General features: G+C 33.6%; 8 protein-coding genes. 6 read left to right on the top strand and 2 right to left on the bottom strand.

Features of this window, described 5'->3' with window-relative positions:
• Both HGPG_RS04000 and glmS read right to left on the bottom strand, forming a co-directional pair.
• Positions 1-1250 (bottom strand): hemolysin family protein (locus HGPG_RS04000; RefSeq protein ID WP_019124775.1); only part of this gene is annotated, 1250 nt, incomplete at its 3' end.
• Between the two features lie 81 nt (positions 1251-1331).
• Positions 1332-3158, bottom strand: a complete 1827-nt coding sequence (gene glmS / locus HGPG_RS03995) for a glutamine--fructose-6-phosphate transaminase (isomerizing) (protein ID WP_019124774.1) — start codon at positions 3156-3158, stop codon at positions 1332-1334.
• 395 nt (positions 3159-3553) lie between these two features.
• Between glmS and HGPG_RS03990 the strand changes: the two genes are divergently transcribed.
• The 6 genes from HGPG_RS03990 to HGPG_RS03965 are packed head-to-tail and all read left to right on the top strand — an operon-like array spanning position 3554 to position 8835.
• The gene (locus tag HGPG_RS03990) at positions 3554-4303 is read left to right on the top strand and encodes a peptidylprolyl isomerase (RefSeq protein ID WP_019124773.1); all 750 of its coding nucleotides are present in this window, start codon (positions 3554-3556) and stop codon (positions 4301-4303) included.
• A gap of 7 nt (positions 4304-4310) precedes the next feature.
• A complete protein-coding gene (locus tag HGPG_RS03985) occupies positions 4311-5642 on the top strand; it encodes a GTP pyrophosphokinase (RefSeq protein ID WP_019124772.1) in 1332 nt (443 codons plus the stop codon).
• Positions 5643-5690: 48 nt separating this feature from the next.
• Entirely contained in the window at positions 5691-7145 is a 1455-nt protein-coding gene (locus HGPG_RS03980) for an aminoacyl-histidine dipeptidase (RefSeq protein ID WP_019124771.1), read from the top strand.
• 15 nt (positions 7146-7160) lie between these two features.
• A complete protein-coding gene (locus HGPG_RS03975) occupies positions 7161-7496 on the top strand; it encodes a DUF1292 domain-containing protein (RefSeq protein WP_019124770.1) in 336 nt (111 codons plus the stop codon).
• An 8-nt stretch (positions 7497-7504) separates the two neighbouring features.
• Complete coding sequence (mnmL, locus tag HGPG_RS03970; RefSeq protein ID WP_019124769.1) at positions 7505-8413, top strand: tRNA modification radical SAM protein MnmL/YtqA; 909 nt, start codon at positions 7505-7507, stop codon at positions 8411-8413.
• Positions 8410-8835, top strand: coding sequence for a hypothetical protein (locus HGPG_RS03965; RefSeq protein ID WP_019124768.1), 426 nt, complete (start codon positions 8410-8412; stop codon positions 8833-8835). The genes mnmL and HGPG_RS03965 overlap by 4 nt, the downstream gene beginning before the upstream one ends.
• Positions 8836-8875: the final 40 nt, after the last annotated feature.

Below are 8875 nucleotides of genomic sequence, written 5' to 3'. Positions count from 1 at the left end.
TATTTATTTTTTGGAAACTCAAGAATTATTTTTTCGATTCTATTTTTTGACTTCCTTGCTATGGTAAATTTTAAGCCATCGATATTTATGACTTCATTTAATTTTGGAAATCTGTCAATATTTTCGATTATAAAACCGCCAAGGGAATCAAATTCTTGGCACTCAAGTTCTGTTTCAAACTTTTGATTGATCTCGTCAATGTTAACTGAAGCGTCGATTAAATATTTTCCTGGAGCGATAGTTATTATGTCTTCGTCTTCTTCTGTGTCGTACTCGTCAGAAATTTGTCCCACGATTTTTTCTATAATGTCTTCAAAGGTAATCATGCCTTCAGTGCCGCCGTACTCGTCAGTTACTATGGCGACAGATAATTTATTTTGTCGCATCTCGGAGAAAAGTGTTCCCGTAGGCTTGTACTCAAAGGTGAAGAAGGGCTTTTTGAAAAAAGACTTGTTTTCAGCAAGGGGTTTTGTCCTATCCATGTGGAAAATATCTTTTACATTTAAGATACCAATAATATTATCCAAGTTGTCCTCATAGACAGGCATTCTTGAATAAGAATATTCAGAAATTTTTTCTATAATGTCTTCATAGGAATCATCAATGTCAATTGCCACAATATCTGTCCTTGGTGTCATTATGTCCTTGGCATAATTGTCCTTAAAGCCAATTACATTTTGAATCATCATAGACTCGTTTTTATTTATTATTCCTTCTTCCATGCCAAGGTCCATGGCATCTATTAAGTCTTCTTCTGTTATAATTGGCTCCTTGTAGGTTTTGTCCTTAATAACTATTTTAATTATGCTTTGTGACAAGAAGTTAATCAGCATGGAAAGGGGACGCATAAAAATTATTAAAAAATTTAAAAATTTTGCGTACTTTGGCACAATCCTTTCATAATTATTTTTGCCAAGCTTGCGAGGAAGGCTCTCCCCAAAAATTATCACTATAATTGTTGAAATTATTATTCCGATTATTATGCCAAAATGATTCCATTTATGAAAGAAAAAAAGCGACATAAAGATGACTGTAAGGGAATTGGAAAAATAATCTAGGATAAGCGTTGAAGAATAAATATTTTCTTTTTTTACAAGTTTTTTTATTATTGTGAGATTCTTTACTTCCATGTCTTCAAGCTTTGAAATCTTAACAGGTCCTAGGGCGAGATAGGCATTTTCTATAAGGGTAAACAAATAGGAAAAGAAAAGCGCCACAAGGGATATAAGTAGGTATATAAACTCATTCATAAAATTCAACTCCATTTTACATTATATACCCGAAAAAGCTTTATGAAAACTAAAAAAAGCTGCACCTGGCAGCTCTTTTCTTTATTCAACTGTAACTGATTTTGCTAAGTTTCTTGGTTTATCTACATCATTTCCTAGTAGGACTGAAGCGTAGTAGGCAATTAACTGTTCAGGTATTACTGCAAGTAGGGGTGTGAGTAAATCTATTGTGTCAGGAATTTCAATCATGACATCAGAAGAATCTCTTACAAAATCATTTTTTTCTTCTGCAATAGAAATTACTGTTGCTCCTCTTGCTATTAGCTCTTGGTTATTAGAAATAGTTTTTTCTAAAATTGAGCTTTGCGTTGCAACAGATATAACTGGTGTGCCTTCTTCTATTAGGGCAATAGAACCGTGTTTTAATTCGCCAGAAGGGAAGGATTCTGTGTGAATATAAGAAATTTCCTTTAGCTTTAGGGCTCCTTCCTTGGCAGTTATATAGTCAAGGCTTCTTCCAGTGTAGAAAATTGATTTTGCATCCTTAATTAATTCAGCGATGTCTTCAAATTGGTCTTTATGTTTTAAAATTTCTTCAATTTGTCCTGGAAGTTTTTCCATGTTTTCGATTATTTCTTTAACTTCATCTTCAGTGATTTTATTTAGCTTTAGGGCAATGTCCATAGCCAAGAAGTAGAGTGAAATAACTTGTGTTGTGTAAGCCTTAGTTGATGCAACAGAGATTTCTGGACCTGCATAGCAATAGACAACCTTGTCGGCTTCTCTTGAAATTGATGAGCCAACTACATTTGTAATGGCAAGAGTTTTTGCACCAAGAGCCTTTGCTTCTCTAAGGGCTGCTAGGGTGTCAGCAGTTTCTCCTGATTGTGAAACAAAAATTACCAGAGACTTGTCGTCTACAAACATATTCTTGTACCTAAATTCAGAGGCAATTTCTGAAATAACAGGAATTTTTGCAAGATTCTCTATGGCAAACTTGCCAGCTTCGCCTGCGTGAAAGGCAGTTCCACAAGCTGTCACATAAATTTTATTGATATTTTTAAGTTCATCAAGGGATAGACTTCCTTCGGCTGGAAGATTTATCTTGTAATCCTTGTGTTTAATTGAAATAACTTCGCGAAGTAGGCGAGGTTGTTCGTGAATTTCCTTAATTAGGAAGTGGTCGTAGCCTTCCTTTGATGCATCAGCTGCAGAAATTTCAACTTCAGTAATATCTCTCTCAACTTTTTTGTGGTTTTTGTCATAAATTGTGTAAGAGTCTTCTCTCATGTCAACTACATCACCATCTTCAAGGTAGATGATCTTATTTGTGTGTTCAATGACAGAAGTAATGTCACTGGCAACAAAGTATCCTTCTTCGCAGATTGCAAAAAGTAGAGGGGAAGAATTTCTCACAGCTATGAGCCTATTGCCATCATTTTCATCTATGATGCCAAGGCTGTAGGCTCCCCTTAAAATTTCTGTTGACTTAAAGACAGCTTCAAGAATGTCGCCCTTGTAGTTGTCAGAAATAACATTAGGGATGACTTCTGTATCTGTTTGTGAAAGGAACTTGTAGCCCTTTTTTGTCAAATCATTTCTAAGCTCTAGGTAATTTTCTATAATTCCATTGTGAACTACAGAAATTTTTCTATCACTTGATAGGTGAGGGTGAGCATTTATTTCATTTGGTTCCCCATGTGTTGCCCATCTAGTGTGACCAATGCAAATATTTGAAGAAAATTCATCTTGGTCAAAGGAATCTTCCAAAACTTTTATGCGACCCTTCTTTTTAAAAGTCACAAGTTTATTATCTCTTATCATAGAAAGGCCTGCAGAGTCATAGCCCCTGTATTCTAATTTTTTCAGACCTTCTAGTACTAATTTTGTTGCATTATTTTTTCCAATATATCCAACTATTCCGCACATATTTCTACCTCCAATTTATTAGAGATTCACTACATTTATTTTGTTATAAAATTGCTTTTATTTTTTGTAAAATGTTTAGGCTGTGAAACCTTTAGAGCATCCGCCGATTTTCGATAACTCTATCCCTCGTCAGCCACTTGGGCTCAGGCGCTTAAATTATTTTTATCTCTTCAGTTGATTTTAACATAAGGCAAATTTAAAGTAAACTTTTTAAGAAATTCTGAGGATTTAGGAAGGATTTATAAAATATTTTTTACAAAAAACTTATATTTTATTTAGATTTTTGTCTCAGAAAGGCTTGGCAATTTGAAAGCCTATTAGTTGAAAAAAATTTTTTCAAATGGTAACATTACTTATAGAAAACTTATAATTTGAGATAAATTACGGAGGTAATAATGGATAGAGAAAAACTTTTAGCAGAGGTAAATGGCAAGAAAATTACAGGAGTTGACTATAATTTATTCATAGATTCTTTAAATCCACAACTTAAACAATATTTTGGCGGCGAAGAGATGAATAAGGAAGTTGTAAATGAACTTGTTTACCAAGCACTTTTATACGAAGATGCAATAGAAAGGGGCATGGACAAGGAAGATGACTTTACACAAGTTTTGGAAAAGACTAAGGAAAGCATGCTAAAGACTTACGCTCTTGGCAAACTTCTTGCCACAGTTACAGTAAGTGAAGACGAAATAAAAAAATTCTACGAGGACAACAAAGAAGTCTTTAAGGAAAATGAAAGTGCCAATGCTTCTCACATCTTAGTTGCAGAAGAAGACAAGGCTAAAGAAATTTACGAAAAAATAAAAAATGGGGAAGACTTTGAAGCTCTTGCAAGAGAATTTTCTACTTGTCCATCAAAGGAAAAGGGCGGCGACCTTGGGACTTTCACTAGAGGACAAATGGTAAAGGAATTTGAAGATGCTGTCTTTGACAATGAAGTTGGCACAGTTACTGAACCTGTTAAGACACAATTTGGCTACCATATTATTAAAATCAATGAAAAGAATGAAGGCAGAGACCTAGAATTTGATGAAGTGAAGGACAAAATTGCGGCACAAGTTAGAAGACAAAAGGAACAAGCCCTTTACAACGAAAAAATCACTGAACTTAAAGACAAATACCAAGTGAAGATGAATATCTAGGTGGAACATGAAACTTGAGCTTTTTAATTACATTGATGATGTACTAGATCTTTTTGATTATCATAAAATTGAACTTGCTGGAGTTAATAAAGAGCTTAAAAAGTATTTTTCCGATTTATTTTTAGATGACGACAGACTTACAAATATTACCACGAGAATAAAGACTCAGGAATCCCTTCGTGAAAAATTAATTAGAAGAAATTTTTTCATGAGGTTTCCTGATCCTGTTCGTGGATTTAAATATATTCAAGACTTAGTTGGCATTAGAGTGGAATGTCGTTTTATAAAAGATGAAGAGGATATGTATAAAAAAATCATAGAAGATTTTACTATTAAATCTGATAGAGGTTATTACAAGTCTAATAAAAATAAAAAGATTAGGCTAAAGCTAGATGACCCTCAACCTCAAACCCTTGCAAATGGTTTCACAATGTACAAACTTGACGGAGAATACGACACAGGTTCCTTTATATATTGCTTTGAGCTGCAAATCAAATCCTTTGTAAATGTCTTTTGGGGAGAAATAGACCACAAGCTTCTCTATAAAAATTATAATTACATAATAACAGAGGGATTTTTTAGAGAAATAATGAACTCCATTAATGACAACTTGAAGATGATAGACAAGCAACTTATGATTTTATATGACCATGTAAAAAAACAGGATGCCTCAGAAATAATTTCAGCAGAAAGTCAGTTAAAGACACTTCTTTCTAAAATTCTTCACGATATCTTCACGAAAAAGATTCACGATGAGCTTGGACTTTTTATCAATATTAAAGCTATTACTGATGTTGTCGTAGACTTTTTATTTATGAAATCTTCCAAGAATAAAGATTTAAGTTATGGAGAAAATTTCATAGATTTAATAAATAAGATAAATTCTGTCACAGGCAAGGACTTAAACATAGAAGAGTACATTGTCTGTGAAAAGGAGCCCAAATATTATGATTCCTTCTCAAAGGGTGCCACAGAAGTCTTGGCTAGAGTTATTAACAACGACTTAGACTGGAATATTTTATTTAAAATCATAAGACTAATTACACAAGAATCCTATGGAGAAATTTTTACAGAGTTTATAATTTTTGTGAGATATGAGTACATGGCTTGTATGACAAAACTTTTTGAAGAGAAAAATCTTTCTAAGGAAGAACAAGATGAAATAGAAAATAAATTTTTATCTAAGGTAATTGATGAATTTAAGGAAAGACCTTCCATTGACTTTCTCTTAGACAAGTCTTTAAATAAATTCAACTCTGTCCTTTGCGAAATTAACAAAAGTGATGCCAGAAGCATGGAAAAAATCATTAAAATATTTGAAGATAATTATACTTTTTAAACTATAAATATTTTTTATACTCATGTATAATGTAAGTAGGAGGTTTAAATGAAAGATATAAATACCTTATTAGAGAACAGAATTTTTTATTATTTTGATAAATTGACAAAAATTCCAAGATGTTCCTTTGAAGAAGAAAAAATTAGGGCTTATCTAATTAACTTTGCCAAAGAACATAGTTTGGAATATAAAACTGACGAAATAGGAAATGTTGTAATCATTAAAGAGGCCACAGAGGGCTATGAAGATGTGGACAGCATAATTTTGCAGGGTCACATGGACATGGTTTGCGAAAAAACTCCTGAATGCACCATAGATTTTTCTAAAGACCCTATTAAGTACGAAATAGATGGCGACTTTATCATCGCTCGTGAGACAACTCTTGGGGCAGATAATGGCATAGCTGTTGCCATGACACTTGCTCTTTTAGAATCAGATGACTACAAGCATCCAAAGATTGAAGCACTATTCACTGTCAACGAAGAAAGTGGAATGACTGGAGCAGCTAACCTTGAAAAAGGCATGGTTACTTCAAAAAGACTTTTAAACATCGACTCTGAAACAGAAGGCGTTGGATGTATTTCCTGTGCTGGTGCAGAAAGAGACCTCATAAAATTACAAAAAGAATACAAAGAATTAGATAAAAATAAAAATCTTTATGAAATAATAGTAAATGGACTAAAGGGCGGACACTCTGGTCAAGAAATTCAAGTTGGTCTAGGCAACGCAGTAAAAATTCTCGGCAGAAGTCTTTACAGAATTTTTGAAAAAGTTGATGGCGACTTAGTTGAAATTGAAGGCGGAGCAAAACCTAATGCCATTCCAAGATATGCAAGGGCCCTTGTGGCAGTAAGGGAAGAGGACATCAAAAAAATTCAAGATGTAATAGTTGAACTCAACTCTCACTTTGTCACAGAACTTGGAAAAGTTGATCCTGATGTGAGACTAAACTTTGAAAAGTCAAAGGAATCTCGCGACAAGGCCTTTACTGATGAGCTTAAAAATAAAATTCTTGGTCTAATAAATGTCCTACCTAATGGCGTAATTGCCATGAGTAAAAACATTGAAGGCTTAGTTGAAACTTCTGTAAATGTGGGAGTAATTGAAAACAAAGAAGATTCAGTAAATATTATTTCCAACATCAGGTCTTCAGTTCAATCTTCTAAGGAATATATTGGACTTGTAAGTAAAATTGCAGCAGAAAATTTTGGTGCAGATATAGAGATTATTACAAAGTACCCTGCCTGGGAATATAAGGAACATTCACCACTTAGAGAAGTGGCAAAGAAGGCTTACAAGGAAGTAAGCGGCAAAGAATTTAAACTTGAAGCTATTCACGCAGGTCTTGAATGTGGAATCTTTGTTGAAACAATTGGCGATATCGATATGCTTTCAATTGGACCAAATATGAAGGGAGTACACGCACCTGGCGAGCACCTTTCTATTTCATCAACAGAAAGAGTATTTGATTTCTTAATAAAAATACTAGAAAATTTAAAATAAAATTTGGAGGATATTATGAGTAACGAAGAAAAAAAATTACATGAACACGACGAAAACTGTGATTGCGGTTGTGACCACGATCACGAAGAAGAAGGCTATGAAACTATTACACTTACACTTGATGACGACAGTGAAATGGTGTGCATAGTTCTTGGAATCTTTGAATGCGAAGGAAATGACTATATTGCACTTCTTCCTGAAGATGAAGAAGACGGCGAAGATGTATTTATTTACAAGTACAAAGAAGTAAATGAAGAAGAAGTAGAACTTGATGTAATTGAATCAGAAGAAGAATTTGAAAAAGTTTCAAAGACTTTCGAAGAAATTTTTGACGACGAGGAAGAAGAATAATTTTCTAAATGGTTTACAGAAAATATTCTGATTTTCTCAGGGAAAAGTTTGGCGAAAAAGTCTACAAACTGCCTGTCAAACTTGATTTAACTTGTCCCAATAGAGATGGAACTTGTGGAGTGGGTGGCTGCATATTTTGCGGCGAAGAAGGCGGCTCTTTCGAAAATAATTTTGGGTCTGTGAGAGACCAACTCTTAAAAAATAAAGAGCTCATAAAAAATAAATACAAGGCCAATAAATATATTGCCTACTTTCAAAATTTTACCAACACCTACATGCCCTTTGAGGACTTCAAGAGAGTAATTGAAGAGTCTCTTATAGATGGTGTAGTTGGTGTTAGCATATCCACAAGACCAGACTACCTTCCAAAGAGGCATTTAGACTACTTGGAAGAGTTAAACAAAAATTATTTTGTGACAGTTGAAATTGGTCTTCAGACGCCAAATTATCACAGCCTGAAAAAATTAAATAGAGGACATGGTCTTTCTGAATTTATCGATGCAGCCTTAAAGCTTAAAAAGAGAAATTTAAATGTCTGCACTCACATTATTATTGGACTTCCCTGGGATGACGACTTAGATATTCTTGAGTGTGCGAAAATTTTAAATGTCCTTGGCATTGATGAAGTTAAGATTCACGCCCTTTACATCTTAAAAGATACGGCTCTTGGAAAGATGTATGAAAGAGGAGAAATTGAACCAATTTCTTTAGATGACTACAAGAAAAAAGTTATACTCTTTTTAAGAAATCTTAAAGATGATATAATAGTGGAAAGAATAATAGGAAGAGCACCTTATGAAAATTCTCTTTTTTGCAATTGGAATACTTCCTGGTGGAAAATTAGAGACGATATAATTAATGTTATGCATGAAAATGGATACGCTCAAGGTGATCTAGTGAAAGGAGAAATACTATGATAAAGTATATTTTAGGGAGCAAAGGCTCTGGAAAGACAAGATGGTTAATCGACAACGCAAATGACGACATGAAAAAGGGCGATGGAAATATTGCTTTCGTAGAAGTTGATGACGATCACATCTTTAGTTTAGACTACAATGTAAGACTTATTAATGCAACTGAATACAGACTAAACTCTATTGAAAGTTTCTACGGATTTATCTGTGGACTTCTTGCAATGGACTATGACTTGCACAAGATTTATGTTGACGGAATTTACAAGGTATTGACACTTAATATTGAAGACTTAGAACATCTTTACAACAAGATTTCTAAAATTCCTGATGCAAATAATAAAGAAATTTACATCAATGTTGATTATCTAAAGGAAGATATGCCTGAATCTCTAAAAGATCACTGTCTAGAAGTAACTGGAAAATAAGGTGTTATAAGTGGATAGAAAAACAATGGTTAGAATTATT

Source organism: Peptoniphilus grossensis ph5, from assembly GCF_000311825.1.
Lineage (GTDB): Bacteria > Bacillota > Clostridia > Tissierellales > Peptoniphilaceae > Peptoniphilus_A > Peptoniphilus_A hominis.
Note: the sequence above shows the minus strand (reverse complement) of the source record. Positions and strands in the feature narration are given on the sequence as shown.

Coding starts and splice junctions, on each gene's coding strand:
- HGPG_RS03980 (WP_019124771.1), top strand. CDS start 5,691: ATGAAAGATATAAATACCTTATTAGAGAACAGAATTTTTTATTATTTT.
- mnmL (WP_019124769.1), top strand. CDS start 7,505: ATGGTTTACAGAAAATATTCTGATTTTCTCAGGGAAAAGTTTGGCGAA.
- HGPG_RS03990 (WP_019124773.1), top strand. CDS start 3,554: ATGGATAGAGAAAAACTTTTAGCAGAGGTAAATGGCAAGAAAATTACA.
- HGPG_RS03975 (WP_019124770.1), top strand. CDS start 7,161: ATGAGTAACGAAGAAAAAAAATTACATGAACACGACGAAAACTGTGAT.
- glmS (WP_019124774.1), bottom strand. CDS start 3,158: ATGTGCGGAATAGTTGGATATATTGGAAAAAATAATGCAACAAAATTA.
- HGPG_RS03985 (WP_019124772.1), top strand. CDS start 4,311: ATGAAACTTGAGCTTTTTAATTACATTGATGATGTACTAGATCTTTTT.
- HGPG_RS03965 (WP_019124768.1), top strand. CDS start 8,410: ATGATAAAGTATATTTTAGGGAGCAAAGGCTCTGGAAAGACAAGATGG.